This window comes from Priestia sp. FSL R5-0597 (genome assembly GCF_038006305.1).
In the GTDB taxonomy this organism is placed as follows: domain Bacteria; phylum Bacillota; class Bacilli; order Bacillales; family Bacillaceae_H; genus Priestia; species Priestia zanthoxyli.
Genome location: NZ_JBBOUZ010000001.1, coordinates 3,871,803 through 3,886,919, shown reverse-complemented (window position 1 = coordinate 3,886,919; position 15,117 = coordinate 3,871,803). Strand labels below are relative to the sequence as shown.

Annotated in this window: 16 protein-coding genes; 11 read left to right on the top strand and 5 right to left on the bottom strand. The window is 38.6% G+C overall.

The features are described from left to right. Positions 1–9 precede the first annotated feature (9 nt). Positions 10–186, bottom strand: coding sequence for an aspartyl-phosphate phosphatase Spo0E family protein (locus tag MKX72_RS20625; protein ID WP_013084718.1), 177 nt, complete (start codon positions 184–186; stop codon positions 10–12). A 139-nt stretch (positions 187–325) separates the two neighbouring features. Between MKX72_RS20625 and MKX72_RS20620 the strand changes: the two genes are divergently transcribed. The 3 genes from MKX72_RS20620 (at position 326) to MKX72_RS20610 (ending at position 2,398) form a co-directional block, all read left to right on the top strand. Then, complete coding sequence (locus MKX72_RS20620; RefSeq protein WP_033579815.1) at positions 326–1,033, top strand: cytochrome c biogenesis CcdA family protein; 708 nt, start codon at positions 326–328, stop codon at positions 1,031–1,033. A gap of 211 nt (positions 1,034–1,244) precedes the next feature. Next, a complete protein-coding gene (locus MKX72_RS20615; RefSeq protein ID WP_013058767.1) occupies positions 1,245–1,802 on the top strand; it encodes a DUF2179 domain-containing protein in 558 nt (185 codons plus the stop codon). A gap of 104 nt (positions 1,803–1,906) precedes the next feature. Continuing rightward, positions 1,907–2,398: a CcdC family protein gene (locus MKX72_RS20610; protein WP_013084715.1), complete on the top strand. Its 492-nt coding sequence runs from the start codon at positions 1,907–1,909 to the stop codon at positions 2,396–2,398. A 31-nt stretch (positions 2,399–2,429) separates the two neighbouring features. Here MKX72_RS20610 and MKX72_RS20605 read toward each other — a convergent pair whose 3' ends face one another. Beyond that, positions 2,430–2,855 carry a DUF2621 domain-containing protein gene (locus MKX72_RS20605; RefSeq protein WP_028411360.1) on the bottom strand — a complete coding sequence of 142 codons (426 nt, stop codon included), beginning with the start codon at positions 2,853–2,855 and terminating at the stop codon, positions 2,430–2,432. A gap of 276 nt (positions 2,856–3,131) precedes the next feature. On the opposite strand from MKX72_RS20605, the gene gabT reads away from it, so the two are divergent. The 3 genes from gabT (at position 3,132) to MKX72_RS20590 (ending at position 7,462) form a co-directional block, all read left to right on the top strand. Continuing rightward, positions 3,132–4,487: a 4-aminobutyrate--2-oxoglutarate transaminase gene (gabT, locus tag MKX72_RS20600; RefSeq protein ID WP_028411359.1), complete on the top strand. Its 1,356-nt coding sequence runs from the start codon at positions 3,132–3,134 to the stop codon at positions 4,485–4,487. Positions 4,488–4,635: 148 nt separating this feature from the next. Beyond that, complete coding sequence (locus MKX72_RS20595; RefSeq protein ID WP_028411358.1) at positions 4,636–6,006, top strand: sigma-54 interaction domain-containing protein; 1,371 nt, start codon at positions 4,636–4,638, stop codon at positions 6,004–6,006. Positions 6,007–6,037: 31 nt separating this feature from the next. Next, positions 6,038–7,462 carry an NAD-dependent succinate-semialdehyde dehydrogenase gene (locus MKX72_RS20590; protein WP_028411357.1) on the top strand — a complete coding sequence of 475 codons (1,425 nt, stop codon included), beginning with the start codon at positions 6,038–6,040 and terminating at the stop codon, positions 7,460–7,462. 36 nt (positions 7,463–7,498) lie between these two features. On the opposite strand, the gene MKX72_RS20585 is transcribed toward MKX72_RS20590, so the two are convergent. Continuing rightward, positions 7,499–7,741: a hypothetical protein gene (locus tag MKX72_RS20585; RefSeq protein ID WP_047749929.1), complete on the bottom strand. Its 243-nt coding sequence runs from the start codon at positions 7,739–7,741 to the stop codon at positions 7,499–7,501. A 123-nt stretch (positions 7,742–7,864) separates the two neighbouring features. On the opposite strand from MKX72_RS20585, the gene MKX72_RS20580 reads away from it, so the two are divergent. Continuing rightward, on the top strand, positions 7,865–8,032 hold the full coding sequence (locus tag MKX72_RS20580) for a hypothetical protein (RefSeq protein WP_165573659.1): 168 nt from the start codon (positions 7,865–7,867) through the stop codon (positions 8,030–8,032). 116 nt (positions 8,033–8,148) lie between these two features. Continuing rightward, positions 8,149–8,634: a metal-dependent hydrolase gene (locus MKX72_RS20575; RefSeq protein WP_013084711.1), complete on the top strand. Its 486-nt coding sequence runs from the start codon at positions 8,149–8,151 to the stop codon at positions 8,632–8,634. 36 nt (positions 8,635–8,670) lie between these two features. Here MKX72_RS20575 and MKX72_RS20570 read toward each other — a convergent pair whose 3' ends face one another. Next, positions 8,671–9,876 carry an ATP-binding protein gene (locus MKX72_RS20570; RefSeq protein WP_155007681.1) on the bottom strand — a complete coding sequence of 402 codons (1,206 nt, stop codon included), beginning with the start codon at positions 9,874–9,876 and terminating at the stop codon, positions 8,671–8,673. A 239-nt stretch (positions 9,877–10,115) separates the two neighbouring features. Continuing rightward, on the bottom strand, positions 10,116–11,543 hold the full coding sequence (locus MKX72_RS20565) for a cryptochrome/photolyase family protein (protein ID WP_155007682.1): 1,428 nt from the start codon (positions 11,541–11,543) through the stop codon (positions 10,116–10,118). A 165-nt stretch (positions 11,544–11,708) separates the two neighbouring features. Between MKX72_RS20565 and MKX72_RS20560 the strand changes: the two genes are divergently transcribed. The 3 genes from MKX72_RS20560 (at position 11,709) to MKX72_RS20550 (ending at position 15,116) form a co-directional block, all read left to right on the top strand. Then, on the top strand, positions 11,709–12,545 hold the full coding sequence (locus MKX72_RS20560) for a hypothetical protein (protein ID WP_155007683.1): 837 nt from the start codon (positions 11,709–11,711) through the stop codon (positions 12,543–12,545). Between the two features lie 251 nt (positions 12,546–12,796). Then, positions 12,797–13,489, top strand: a complete 693-nt coding sequence (locus MKX72_RS20555) for a copper homeostasis protein CutC (protein ID WP_014458532.1) — start codon at positions 12,797–12,799, stop codon at positions 13,487–13,489. A 262-nt stretch (positions 13,490–13,751) separates the two neighbouring features. Beyond that, complete coding sequence (locus tag MKX72_RS20550) at positions 13,752–15,116, top strand: aspartate aminotransferase family protein (protein ID WP_155007684.1); 1,365 nt, start codon at positions 13,752–13,754, stop codon at positions 15,114–15,116. Position 15,117: the final 1 nt, after the last annotated feature.

Here is a 15,117-nt window from a genome sequence, read left to right as displayed (position 1 = left end):
AAACAACCTTCATGAAGAGGTTGTTTCTGTTGTTTGAGCAGGGAATTCATTGTAAACGTTTAATAAATGATCTAATTCTTGACTATGTTTAATAGCAGGTGGAGAGTTTAATCCACTTACTCGGACTATGCGGATGAGTTCTTCTCGTTTCTTTTCAATCGCTAATAGAATATCTTTTTTGGCCAATGCTATGTATCCCTTCTAACAAGTCGTTTACCTAATTATACAAGATAATGGTACTATTTGAAAGAAGTGAGATAAGACAATTTGGTTACAAAATGGTAACGAAAAAGAACAAAAAGAACAAAAAAGGGAAGTGGGAAATGTGGGAGATTTAAATTTATTTTTGGCATTTGGCGCAGGCTTTTTATCGTTTATTTCACCCTGCTGTTTGCCTTTGTATCCAGCTTTTTTATCGTACATAACGGGAGTATCAGTCAGCGAGCTAAAGGAAGGCGCTAAGTCACATCAGCGCAAAGCTTTTATTCACACAGCTTTTTTCCTGCTGGGATTTTCTGTTATCTTTATTATGATTGGTTTTGCGACATCCTTTATTGGTCAGTGGTTTTTTAACTATAAGGATTTAATTCGGCAGATTGGCGCTATTCTTATTATTTTCTTTGGTCTAGTTGTACTAGGGATTTTTAAGCCTCGAATTCTTATGCAGGAACATAAAGTTCAATTCGCCAATAAGCCGGCTGGACTCTTAGGTTCTTCTTTTATTGGTATGGCTTTTGCTGCCGGCTGGACTCCTTGCACGGGACCTATTTTAGTATCGGTTATGGCGCTTGCAGCGACAAACCCAGGCTCCGGTCTTTTGTACATGATAACGTATTCACTTGGGTTTTCTATTCCGTTCTTTATCATGACATTCTTTATTGGAAAAATGAACTGGTTAAAAAAACATATGAATTCCATGATGAAAGTTGGCGGATACGCAATGATTGGCATGGGGTTTATTTTATATTTTGACTGGATGACAAAAATTATTATTTATACAACGAGCGTATTTGGAGGGTTTACGGGCTTTTAAAAAGGGAAAATGATACAAAAAAGAATCTGGAAGTTGGCAGGTTCTTTTTTGTTTTTTAAAGACCAAACGTTCATTTTAGCTCTTAGGAAAGAAGCAAGAATATGACTCGAAAAAATATATAGAAAAAATTTATTTTTACTATATCTTCTATAAATACGGAGTGATACAATGAAATCGTCATATTTTTAATTGTTAAAAAGAGGTGTATAAATTGAAAGATATTTTGTTAATCTTGCTTTTACAACTGATCTATGTACCGATCTTGACGCTGCGCACAATTTTTTTAGTCAAAGGTATGAGTATGTATGCCTCGGTTTTTGGATTTGTTGAAGCGTTAATTTATGTATTTGGCTTATCCCTAGTATTTTCAGGAGATCAAAGCACGCTTGCTATGGTTGTATACGCAGTTGGATTTGGAGTGGGAATTATACTTGGAAGTTATATCGAATCTAGGCTTGCTATCGGATATACAACATTCTTAGTTAACCTTATGACCAAAAATGAAGAGTTAATTAACCGCCTTCGACAGGAAGGTTTTGGTGTTACTGTGTACCAAGGTGAAGGAAGAGACAGTGCACGCTATAGATTAGACATTTTAACAAAAAGAAGTAGAGAAGAAGAGCTATTAGCATTCATTGAAGAATATGAGCCTCGTGCTTTCATTATTTCATACGAGCCGCGTAAATTTAAAGGCGGGTTCTTACTAAAAGCAATGAAAAAGCAAAAACAAAAGCAAAAAGCAAAAGCAGATATTACCTCTACTAAATAAAAACAGAAGAGATCCTCTTCTGTTTTTTTGTTGCACTTTTACTTCTGATGTTTTTTGGATTATAATATAAGTACACACTAAACTATAGTAAAGGAAGGATTTCATTGGTTATTGCTTCAACACTTGTCGCAATTTTTATGGCTTCTTTCATATTAGTTGTTCGAATGAAAGCTGCTGATAAACCAACGAATGCAAAAAAAATTATACTTCCGCCTTTTTTTATGAGTACGGGAGCGTTAATGTTTATCTTTCCAATGTTTCGAGTAACGGGTGCAGAACTGCTTGAGGCGTTAATAGCAGGCATGATCTTCTCAATCCTGTTAATTAAAACGTCTAAATTTGAAATTCGTGACGATCATATTTACTTGAAGCGTTCAAAAGCTTTTGCATTCATTATTATTGGTTTGCTTATTATTCGAATTGCAATGAAAATATATTTAAGTTCTTCAATTGATGTTGGCCAGCTTGGCGGTATGTTCTGGATTTTAGCATTTGGTATGATTGTACCTTGGCGCATTGCGATGTACACATCGTACAAAAAGCTCGAACGAAAGCTGCACAATGATCGTCTTGGAAATACAACGATATTAAATTAAAAAAGGTGGCTACGCAGCCACCTTTTTTGATTTAAAATAAATGCTGATAAGGGACGGCATCTATTTTTTGCTTTTTTAATGTTTTTAATAAAAATTTATGATCACGTTTAGGCGTAGCTAAGATGTATCCACGTACGATTAAGTCTTCTGTTATAGAGGCGGCTTGTTCCTCAAGTGCGAGTTCCCCAATTTTCCCTGCAATTTTTTGTTTGGCCACATCGCGAAATAGTTCAGGTACTGGTTCAACAAGAACGTTTAATAGCTGCTTTTGATCCGCTGACCAAAGGTGAATGGTTTTGGAAAGATAGTGATCTTGCCAATCAAGTTCAGACATGCCGTCTTCTTTTGGTAAGCGCTTTAAAAATTTTCTGAACATAAAAAATCCGCCGATAGCAAACATGCTCATTAAAAAGACAACCCAAAATAAAATAACCCATAAAAACCAGCCCTCTAGCATATTTTTCACTCCTTTATAAAGAGATTAATCATAACATTACTATATTTATACATTTATTATAAAAGCCTTGTTCCTTTTATGGCAATATAAAATTCCTGCACTTTATGTGAAAAGAGAGTCATTTTTGACTTACTGATAAGTTTATATTGACTCATTAATGAGTGAATTATCGTTAGAATTATCTAAAAATGCTTATTTTTCAGCCTTTTAAAAGTTGGCACGTTTTTTGCATATAAACTAATTGAAGAATTATTTAATATGAGAGGAAGATAAAAAATGAGTCAAACTTTTAGCAAAGTAGCAACAAATTTACCGGGAGAAAATGCAAAGCAATTATTAGATAGAAGACACCGTGCCATTCCGAAAGGTGTAAGTTATGGCATTCCGACATTTGCTGATACGGCTGAAGGGGCGATCGTTAAAGATGTCGATGGCAATACGTTTATTGATTTCGTAGGGGCAATTGGCACAATCAATGTAGGACATAGTCATCCAAAAGTAAAAGAAGCGCTTCACAAGCAAGTAGACCGTTTTATTCACACAGGATTTAATGTCATGATGTATGAGTCATATGTAGAGCTTGCAGAAAGATTAGCAGCAATTGCACCTGGTGAATTTGACAAGAAAGTATTACTTTTAAATAGCGGAGCAGAAGCTGTAGAAAATGCAGTGAAAATTGCTCGTAAATATACAAAGCGTCAAGGAATTATTTCATTTAACCGCGGTTTCCACGGCCGTACATTAATGACAATGACAATGACAAGTAAAGTAAAGCCATATAAATATGAATTTGGACCGTTTGCTCCTGAAGTATACAAAGCTCCATATCCTTATGAGTATCGCCGCCCACAAGGATTATCAGTTGAAGCATACGAAGAGTTTATGATCACTGAATTCAAAAACTTCTTAAATACAGAAGTAGCACCAGAAACGATTGCAGCTGTTGTAATGGAGCCAATTCAAGGCGAAGGTGGTTTCATTGTTCCAGGTAAACGTTTTGTGCAAGAAGTGTATCAATTATGTAAAGAGCACGGAATTTTATTTGTATCAGATGAAATTCAAGCTGGTTTTGCACGTACGGGCCGCTACTTCGGTATTGAACACTTTGACGTTGCACCAGATTTAATTACAGTATCTAAATCACTAGGAGCTGGTGTACCGATTAGTGGTGTCATCGGCCGCGCTGAAATCATGGATGAATCTAATCCTGGTGAGCTTGGCGGAACGTACTGCGGAAGCCCTCTTGGATGTGAAGCGGCTTTAGCTGTACTTGATATCATTGAAGAAGAAAAGCTAAATGAACGCGGTGAGTACCTTGGAAAAGTGGTAACATCACGATTTGAAAAATTAGCAGAAAAATATGACTGTATCGGTGATATCCGCGGATTAGGAGCTATGTCTGCTATCGAGCTTGTGAAAGACCGCGAAACAAAAGAAGCGGATAAAGAGCTTACACAGCGCATCGTAAAAGAAGCAAACAAACGTGGATTATTACTGCTTAGCGCGGGAGTATTCGGAAACGTTCTTCGTATCTTAATGCCGATTGTTATTACAGATGAGCAGCTAGAAGAAGGCTTAGCTATTTTTGAAGCAGCACTAGAAGCAAGCGTGCAGCAAACGGTTGAAGTATAAGAGAAATTGAGGCATGAGTGAAGAGAGAACTCTTCACTCATTCTTCATAAATCACAAAGAATGGATATGTTTGGACACTCTATTTATAGATTTTTCATTTTCTGATAAAATAAAATAATAATTATTTTTTGACGAAAAGGTGATTCAAATGACCATTCATAAAAAGCAGATTCAGCAAATTAACGACGAACTTTACGATATATTTGAGTCATCATTTGATGAAATCTTTGTAACTGATGCAAATGGGTATGTATTAGTTGTAAATTCAGAGTGTGAAAAAAATTATGCTTTGAAAGTGGAAGATTTTATTGGAAAGCACGTAAAAGAACTTCAGGAAATGGGCATCTTTTATCCTTCGGCCACGTTAAAGGTGATTGAATCTAATCAAGCAATTGAATTGGTTCAAAAAACAAACTCAGGCCGATATCTTCATGTGCGGACCAGGCCAGTATTTACTAATGACGGGCAATTGAAAAGTGTTATTAGCTATTCTCGAGATCTCACAGACTTAATGGAATTAAAACGAAAAGTAGAAGAGATGGAAGAACAGCTTGAAAACTATAAAAAAGAGTTAAACGAATCCGTAGATTTAGAAGGAATCGTAACAAAAAGCGAAGCGATGAAAAAAGTTTTTTCAACCATTCAACGAGTTGCTTCTGTAAATACAACCGTTCTCTTACTTGGAGAAACAGGGGTAGGAAAAAGCAGAGTAGCAAAACTGCTTCATCAGCTTAGTACAAGAAAACAGCAGCCGTATCATGAGCTTAATTGTGCAGCGCTTCCTGAACAGCTTATTGAGTCAGAGCTATTTGGCTATGAAGGCGGTACTTTCACTGGAGCATTTCGCGAAGGGAAAAAAGGGATCATTGAGCTTTCGAACGAAGGCACGCTTTTTCTAGATGAGATTGGTGAACTTTCTCTTTCAGCACAAAGTAAGTTGCTCCATGTACTGCAAGACCGTACAATTCGTCCCGTGGGCTCAACAAGAGCAGTATCAATAGACGTACGAATTATTGCTGCTACGAATCAAAACCTGGAGCAAATGGTCGAAGAAGGAAAGTTTAGACGTGATTTGTACTATCGACTTAACGTGGTGCCAATTACGATCCCACCTTTACGAGAGCGAAAAGAAGATATTCTGCCTCTTGTCTATCAGTTTCTTCATCATTTTAATACGGTATACGAACGTAATGTACGCTTATCACCAAAGGCATTAGATGCATTTTTAGGGCAGGAATGGAAAGGAAACGTTCGCGAAGTGGAAAATATCATTGAGCGTCTGGTTGTTACAGGAGAAGAAATGATTACGCTTAAAGACTTGCCATTTGCAAAAGAGTTTGCTATCGATCCACCTGTGCATACGCTTCCTGAAATGATTGAACATGTGGAAAAAGAAATGGTCATCAAGGCGTTTGAACAGCATAGGTCATCTTACAAAGTAGCCGAACAGCTTGGTATTAGTCAATCACAAGCGAGCCGTAAAATTAGAAAATATGTGTCGGACAGTACCGAACAGTGAGTAGATAAATTTAAGCAGGGAGTGAAGAAATATGAAGCAAGCAAACTTATATATTAACGGAGAATTTGTTTCGGCAAATGATACATACGAAGTGGTAAATCCAGCAACAAATGAAGTAGTAGCTACCGTTGCAAAAGGCGGAGAAAAAGAAGCAAAGCTAGCAGCAGATGCTGCTTATGAAGCGTTTCAAACATGGTCTAAAAAAACAGCAGAAGAGCGCGGCAAATTATTATTTAAATGGCATCAGCTGATCGAAGAACACACGGATGAACTGGCTGAAATCATGACAGTCGAGCAAGGTAAGCCTCTTAAAGAAGCAAAAGGTGAAATTGGCTATGCCAACGGATTCGTTTCATGGTACGCAGAAGAAGGAAAACGCATTTACGGAGAAACAATTCCAGCTTCTTCTCCTAATAAACGATTATTTGCTCATAAGCAGCCTGTGGGAGTTATGGCAGCTATTACACCTTGGAACTTCCCGGCAGCTATGATTACGCGTAAAGTAGCCCCAGCTCTAGCAGCTGGATGTACAGCGGTTATTAAACCGGCAGAACAAACGCCACTAACGGCTCTTCGTCTAGCAGAGTTGGCGCAGGAAGCAGGTATTCCAAAAGGCGTAATGAATGTAGTTACAGGAGATGCAAAAGCGATTGGAGAAGCGTGGCTTCAAGATGGACGCGTACGCAAACTATCGTTTACGGGCTCTACAGAAGTAGGTAAACTGTTAATGCGCGGAGCAGCTGATACGGTTAAAAAAGTGTCTTTAGAATTAGGAGGACACGCTCCGTTTATCGTAACAGCAAATGCTGATTTAGATAAAGCAGTAACAAATGCAATTGCTTCTAAATTCCGTAACGCTGGTCAAACATGCGTATGTACAAACCGCATCTACGTGCACGAGTCTATTGCTAAACCGTTCGCAGAGCAGTTTGCAGCAGCCGTTAGTCAGCTGAAAGTCGGAAACGGCTTAGAAGAAGGTACGGATATCGGACCTTTAATCGATGAAAAAGCGTTAGAAAAAGTAAAGCGCCACTTAGATGATGTTGTAGCAAAGGGTGGAAACGTCTTAACTGGAGGGGCTGTACGCGAAGAGGGAAGCGGACTTTTTGTTGAGCCTACGGTTGTAGATGGTGCAACGGATGATATGCTTTGTATGTACGAAGAAACATTCGGACCGATTGCTCCAATTGCGACGTATCAAACAGAAGAAGAAGTTATTCGCCGTGCAAATAACTCGCCTTACGGATTAGCAGCTTATGTGTTCACTGAAAATATTTCAGAAGCTATTCGTATTGCTGAAGCTTTAGAATATGGTATTGTAGGACTAAATGATGGACTACCTTCTACACCACAAGCGCCATTTGGCGGCTTTAAAGAAAGTGGACTTGGACGTGAAGGCGGACATTACGGAATTGAAGAATATTTAGAAGTAAAATATATTTCTTTAGGCTTTTAATAAAAAGTGATTTCGCTTTCCTGCGAAATCACTTTTTTAGTAATAGTACACGTGGGGAATTTGTGCATGGATTGATTGAAAATTCATGAATGAAAAACAAAACTCCTCAAGAGTACAGCATGCAAGGTCTTCGCAATCGTGAGAATTAAAAAAATCTTCTAGTATAGTTGGTTCGGCGTCTTTAAATAACCAGTGGTGTTCAACATCTTCAAATTTGCCTCGATAAACCTCGCTCAGTCCATAAAAGTCAAATATATCTTCCAACTGCTTTTGGTGCATAGCCATCCCTCCTCTTCTTAGTATAAGAAAAAGAAAGAGATATTAAACAAGCCGTCATACTACTTTGTTTTTTTGAAAAAATCTCGTATAGTTAATAGTAATGACAAGCAAAGGAGTTTCGGCATGTTTACATATATTACGTTATTTGGTTTTCTTGGATTCGCTGTGTATTCGAGTACGTGGATTTATTCCATTGTCAAAAAAGATGGAAGAGCAAAGAAAAATGGAAAGGGTACTCTTATTAGTTTTCTTGTGATGCTTATCGGGTTAGTCGGTATGCAGTTTACATAACTATAGATTATTTTGACATTTTTACCACCTTCACTTATAGTTAACGTTGGGCGAACATATGTATGATTTTGGTTACGGTGCTTGCCTTAAGTTGAAAAAGAAAGAAGGTGGCATATTTGAGATATCACACACATATTGCAACATCGATTGCTGCCGGTGCCGGTGTGGCTATAACAGGAGACGCTTCGTTTACATTTCCTTATGTTGTAGGCATTGCGATTGGAGCGCTGCTTCCTGATATAGATGAACCAAATTCATATATTGGTAGAAGATCTCTTGGTCTCGCAAAAGTCATTAAATCTATTTTTGGACACCGAGGTATCACGCATTCTATTCTTGCAAGTGGACTTATTTTTTATTTACATACGATGTATAACAACGATTTTACATTAGGGATAGCCTATGGATACGCTTTTCATATTCTTGGAGATTTCTTTTCTAAACGAGGGGTACCTTTTTTCTCTCCTCTTAGCAAGAAGAAGTTTAAGCCTCCTTTAACATATGAAACAGGTGGTGGAGCAGAGACTCTCATCTTTTACCTGGCAGTGATAGGAAGTTTCTATATGCTTTATAAGTATCAGCTGTACACCCAGCTGTTTTAAAGAAAGAAGCCATCTGAGTAAATTAGATGGCTTCTTTTACACTTCTACCACATAAAGTTCAGGCGTTTTCATAGGCAGGGTAATGGTAATGCTTGTGCCGTCATTTTCTTCACTTGATACGTGGAAAAAACCATTATGCTCGTTAATAATTTTGTTGCAAATGGTTAGTCCCAGGCCTATTCCTCGTTCTTTTGTTGTATAAAAAGGCTCTCCTATATGAGGGATACGCTTTGAGTCAATTCCACATCCGCTATCTTTTATCACAATGCATAGCGTTTCTCTAGCTGATTTTTCAATCGATACAGCCAGCTTGCCGCCGCTTTCCATAGAATCAATGGCATTTTGTATAATATGAATAAATACTTGGGTTAGCTGTGTTTTTTGCCCACTAATGAGCAGGGGATATTCTTTTGGATAATGGCGAATGATGTGGATGTTTTTGACTTCGGTAACTGGTTCAAATTGCTTTAATACCTCATCTAGCAAGTCTGTCATAATAAGGCTTTCTGTATATGCGTACTCTCGTTTAGCTAAGCTCATAAATTCTGCGATAATATGTTCAATTTGTGAGAGTTCGTGCTGAATGAGATCTCGATAAACCATTGTTTCTTTCGGCTGCTGTGTCTCACTGAACAGTTGTATAAACCCTTTAATGGTTGTCAAAGGATTTCTAACCTCGTGTGCGATACTTGCAGCAAGGTGACCAATGACAGAGAGTTTTTCTGAATTCTGGATCTTTTTCTCTGCTTGTCTTTTCTCTGTTACGTCTCGTGAGATAAATACAAACCCTTCGATTTCTCCAGTAGCTGTGATAATTGGAGCGCCTTTACATTCTAATAAAACGATGGTGCCATTCACGTGAAACTTCCGGTATTCAAATGTGAAGGCATCTTTTGTTTTGCTCATGTTAGCTAAAATAGTCGAGATTAGGTGCTTGTCTTCAGGAAACGCATTGATAAGCACATGTTGTCCAATAAGTTCATCAGGATAAACCCCTAATGTTTTAGCGTAAGAAGGAGAAGCGTATTCATAAATGCCATCTTCAGTAATAGCACATACTAAATCATGGGTATGAGATAAAATAGCTTGATGCTTTGGTTCATTGTCATCGGCAATGATTCGATCTTTTAATGGATAAAAAAGCTGATCTTCTTGGTTGGTGAAGGTGTGACGAACTTGAGTGCCGCACATTCTGCAAAAATTATAATCTTCCTTATAGTTACAAGAAGGACAAACGGGCATCGAATCACTCCAATCAGATCTATGCAGTGAGAGAGTTCTCAAGCACATATAATCATTATTATATATTCAAATTATAGGAAAAAATATGAAAAATCAAATGTGCTATAGAGAGGGAAACTGGGCTTGAAAACCCTATAAATGGATTTCAAATACATGTTTTTAGTTGCGAATAGATGCGAAATGGGAATTTTTACACATTTAAAAAATCAAGACATCAAATAAGAGGTGAATAATACCTCTTATTTGATGTCTTGATAATGCTCTAGCGCACGCTCTCTAGCTGCTTTATGATCAACAATTGGAGTCGGATATGTTTTATCAAGCGTAACGTTTGCTTTTTCTAATACGTCTGCTGGAGCCTCCCAAGGTTTATGAATGTAGGAGGAAGGCAGATCTCTAAGCTCTGGAAGCCACTTTTTAATATATTCTCCTTCTTTATCAAATTTTTCTGATTGAGCAGTTGGATTAAAGATACGAAAATATGGCGCGGCGTCTGCTCCCGAGCCTGCAACCCACTGCCAGCCCATTGTGTTGTTAGCTAAATCTGCATCTACTAAGGTATCAAAAAACCAATTGGCTCCGTGTTTCCAATGAATTAAAAGATGCTTTACTAAAAAGGAAGCAGCTACCATTCGAACTCGATTGTGCATAAAACCTGTTTCCCACAGCTCCCGCATTCCGGCATCGACAAGGGGATAGCCGGTTTTTCCATTTTTCCAAGCTTGAAGCTCTTCATTGCCGTCCGCCCACTGAAATTGCTTGAATTTTTCATTCAGCGGTTCACTTGTAGTGTGTGGGAAATGATAAAGCAGCTGATAAGCAAAATCTCTCCATACAAGTTGACGAATAAACATTTCAGCTTGATGGTCAAAGGCATCAGAGCTTACTTTTTCTGCTTTAGTTCTCAAATAATGATAAAGGACTCGAGCTGAGAGCTGTCCTGTAGAAAAATAAGGAGATAGAAATGAATTTAATGCTTCAGCGGGAAAATCTCGTCCTTTTTCATAGTGAAGCAACTTCTTCTTTAAAAACGTTTTAAAGGCATTAACAGCGCCTTTTTCCGTAGCTTCCCACGTCGACTTAATCGTTTCGTCCCAGGGGATGCTTGGAAGTAAATCGAGATCTGAGACCGAAAGAGATTCAATTGGTTTAGAGAAGGCCTGTATGGAAGTAACTTTTTTTACAGCAGAAGATACGGCATGTTTTTGAGAAGCTTTATAGTAAGCTGTAAATACTTTATAAGGATCTCCATTTTCTTTTGTGATTTTCCAAGGTTCATGAAGGAGAAATCCTTCAAATGTGCGAATATTTATTTGTTGCTCTGAAAAAAAAGCTTGAAGCTCTTTATCTCTTTTTAGCGCATATGGTTCATAGCGTCTGTTCCAATAAATATCTTGCGCATTCGTTTCATGGAGTAATTTTTGCAACACATCTTTAGGGTTTCCTTTTTGTACAATTAGCGTTCCTTGTATTTGTTCGATCGAAGTTTTAAAGTCATTTAGCGCATGGTGAAGCCACCATTTACTTGCACTTCCCATTGAGTTTTCTTCATGGTCGTCATGGATATAAACAGGTACAACCATTCCTTCTTTAGCTGCGTGAAATAGAGCTGGGTTATCAACCAGCCGAAAATCTTTTCGAATCCATACGATAATGGTTTTATTCATCATGTGCCACCTTTCTATCTGCAATTCGCCTCGATTATAGCTTTTTTCTCATACGTTCTACAATTTTGAATGTGTAGAAGGCCTATTTTCTTATGGACGAATTTCAGATTGATGGTAAAAAGAATAACGTAAACAGAGTAAGAGAATGGGAAGGAGCCCTTAAAAATGAGAAATTCGTATGGAATGAAACAAACCGGACAACCGATATCCAATCCATATATGCAAGCAGCACCTAAGCCTGCTAAAATGCCGCCGATGCCTTCTGCAAAGGAAATGCAGGCAATGCCGATACAAGAAGGCACAAAGCAAATGCCGATGCACGGAGAAATGCCGCCGATGAAAGACGGAATGCCGTCGATGCATGGCGGAATGAGTCAAATGCCAACTATGCAAAAAGACATGAATCAAATGCCAATGTACGGAGAACTACCGCCAATGCATGGAGGGATGGATCAAATGCCCATGAAAGACGGAATGGCGCCAATGCATGGAGGGATGGGTCAAATGCCAATGCATGGAGGAATGCCGCCAATGCACGGAGGAATGGGTCAAATGCCGATGCAAGGTGGAATGCCGCCAATGCACGGAGGGATGGGTCAAATGCCGATGCAAGGTGGAATGCCGCCAATGCACGAAGGAATGTGCCAAATGCCGATGCAAGGTGGAATGCCGCCAATGCACGGAGGAATGGGTCAAATGCCGATGCATGGAGGAATGCCGCCAATGCACGGAGGAATGGGTCAAATGCCAATGCAAGGTGGAATGCCGCCAATGTACGGAGGAATGGGTCAAATGCCGATGCATGGAGGAATGCCGCCAATGCACGGAGGAATGGGTCAAATGCCGATGCAAGGTGGAATGCCGCCAATGCACGGAGGGATGGGTCAAATGCCGATGCATGATTGCGGATGCCGCGATGTCTCAGCACCCGTTGGTCATCAGCAGCCTCATTCTTTAAATGAGTGGATGTTCATGCAACAAACAAATCCACGCTCTTTTTAATAAACCCTTTACCCTAGATAAAAGGGATGTATTTTTGGATCTTTAGTATAAATATAGAATTTTATTAATTGAAACGTCATGAGAAAAAGAATAGTTCTTACTCTTTTTCCATGACATTCAATTTTTTGAAAATATTAATCACATCTTTTGGGTGTTTTCTTACATAAGAGAGTTTGGTAGAGTTTTTTAAGTATAAATACAGGGAAAAGAAGGCAAAAGCTCTATATTAAAGGGGAAAGGGTGTTTTTAGAATGATATTAGAAGTCACAGCTGCAACCTTGCATGATGCTAAAGTTGCCCAGGAACATGGTGCCGATCGTATAAGTCTTGTAACTGGAATCGGTGAAGGCGGCTTAACCCCAAGCTACGGTTTGATGAAAAAAGTGAAAGAAACGATACATATCCCAATATTTGTGATGATTCGTCCACATAATCAATCTTTTCAATATGATGAAGATGATTTGCAAACAATGATTGAAGATATTCACTATGCAAGAGAAATTGGCATTGATGGAATTGAAATTGGCTGTTTAACAGAAGACAAAATTATCGATGAGCAAGCTTTAAAGCGACTGCTGGATGCGGCAGGAGAAATGAACGTAACGTTCCACTTAGCATTTGATGAAATCAGTGATCAAGAAAAGGCGCTTGAAACGCTTTTAAGCTATAAGCAAATTCAGCGTGTCATGACTTCAGGAGCGGATAAAAGTGCGCTAAACGGTATTCCTCATATTAAAAAGCTGTTAAGAAGAATGAAAGATAAAGATATTATTTTAATCGGGACAAAAGGGCTGAAGCCTGAAAATCTTCAAGCGTTCTTATCCGTTACTCCCGTGAAAGAAATTCGTATTGGTTCAGGGGTTCGAGTAAATTGTCAATATACGAAACCGCTTGACCCAAGGAGTGTAAAAGCTGCAAAAGAAACGATGAATAAGCAAAAGTAACAGAAGTGCTACAAGAAATTGTAGCACTTTTTTATTTGGAAATAGAAAGGGACTTATTACATAGTTTTCCCTAATTGGAAAACAACATAAAACTCTTTTAACCCTTGATACACAAGAGAAATACTGAGTTTTTACGACTGTAGAGTGAAATAGGAATAATTTCATATTTTCAGAATAATTATTGACAGTGATAATCATTATCATTTATTGTTGTAATTGTTAATGAAAATCATTATCAATTGAACAAACAGGAGGATATGATATGTCAACGTCAACGAAACAACTTACATCAAACGAAATGCTGCTTGCTATGCAAAATGAACGAGAATCCAATGCAAGATCTTATCCTAGACGCCTTCCTATTGCGATTAAGCAGGCAAAAGGCGCCGTGATCACGGATATGGATGGAAAAGAGTATATTGATTGTTTAGCAGGAGCCGGCACACTTGCTCTTGGTCATAACCATCACGTAGTTCATGAAGCAATTCAAGACGTTTTAGCAAAATCTATTCCTTTACATACATTAGATTTAACAACGCCTGTAAAAGAAGCTTTTATCGATGAAGTGTTCGCTAGTTTGCCGGAAAATTTCGCAAACAAAGCGAAAATTCAGTTTTGCGGTCCCACTGGAGGAGACGCAATTGAAGCGGCTTTGAAACTTGTGAAAACAGCAACAGGCAACCGAACGCTTTTATCTTTTCAAGGGGGATATCACGGCTCCACACACGGAACATTAAGCATCAGCGGTACAACGAGTCCAAAAAAGCACATTCATGCGCTAGTGCCAGATACACATTTTTTACCCTACCCATATGAATATCGCTGCCCTTTTGGCGTAGGTGCTGAAGGACACACGTATATTAGTACATATATTGAAAATATGCTGGATGATCCTGAGAGCGGAATTGTTACTCCTGCCGGTGTTGTAGTAGAAATTGTACAAGGAGAAGGAGGCTCTGTTCCAGCACCGATTCCATGGTTAAAAGAGCTTCGTCGAATTACAAAAGAACGAAATATTCCGCTTATTGTGGATGAAGTTCAAACTGGAATTGGACGAACAGGAAAACTGTATGCATTTGAGCACGCTGATATCGAACCAGATGTATTAGTACTGTCTAAAGCAATTGGAGGAAGCCTTCCATTATCCGTTGTTCTGTATGATAAAAGGCTTGATCAATGGGAAGCAGGTGCACATATCGGCACCTTTAGAGGAAATCAGCTTGCAATGGCTACAGGACGGGCTACTCTGCAATTTATAAAACAAGAAAACTTACCTGCGCATGCTCACGAGTTGGGAGCCTACATTCAAAGCCAGCTAAGACATATTCAAAAGCAAGTATTGTCGATTGGAGATGTACGTGGAAGAGGTTTGATGCTGGGTGTTGAAATCATCGACGCGACAAAGCCGGCTAATAAAATCGGCAGTCATCCTGCAAACGGTGAGTTAGCTAAGCTGATTCAAAAAGAATGTTTTAACAGAGGCGTCATTTTAGAAGTCGGTGGAAGGCATGGTGCTGTTATTCGTTTGCTTCCTCCATTAATTTTAACGAAACAACAAACGGATGAAATATTAACGAAATTTGAAGAAGCGGTAAAAGCAGCAGAAGAGAAGTGGGTGAATAAATAGA